General features: G+C 51.7%; 1 pseudogene. It reads left to right on the forward strand.

Features of this window, described 5'->3' with window-relative positions:
* Window positions 1-85: 85 nt before the first annotated feature.
* Window positions 86-289: pseudogene (locus DID99_RS36885) on the forward strand (transposase); the annotation flags it as partial.
* Between the last annotated feature and the right edge of the window lie 270 nt (window positions 290-559).

Genomic DNA, 559 nt, shown 5'->3' on the forward strand with positions numbered 1-559 from the left:
CCCACTAAAAAATTTAGTGGGAACTACGATACATTCGATCAGGCCTCGTGGACGTACGGCCGCCCCGAGCCGCTTACCACCGAGGGGCGCCAAGTTCTGGATGAAGGTATTCAACGATTTGAAGACACGAGGCGTGGCCGACATCCTGATTGCCTTAACCGACGAACTGAAGGGCATGCCAAAAGCGGTGGCAGCGGTATCTCCAGCCATGACGCTGCAAACCTGTATCGTCCACCTGATCCGCAACAGCCTCGACTACCCGAGTTGGAAAGATCGCCGATCGCTTGCTGTTGTGTGAGGGTGTTTTGGAAACGCGACGGGGCTATGCAAACATCGCGTTACCCCTTGTTGTATTTGGGGCCGGCTGCAGGACTCAAACGCGCCACCTGACGATTACAAAGCACTTGGAATTTCCAATAATTTCATATAAGTAGCTGTACGATTCGCAGACATCATTTCACTTTTTTGAAGGCCGTTTCTTTGTATGCGATCCGTTAACGACGTCCTTGTCTAGAAATCGCTTCACTCTGATGCTACGTGTCCACGTGGACAGCTGGTA

Source organism: Burkholderia sp. Bp8986 (genome assembly GCF_003854225.1).
Classification (GTDB): Bacteria; Pseudomonadota; Gammaproteobacteria; order Burkholderiales; family Burkholderiaceae; genus Burkholderia.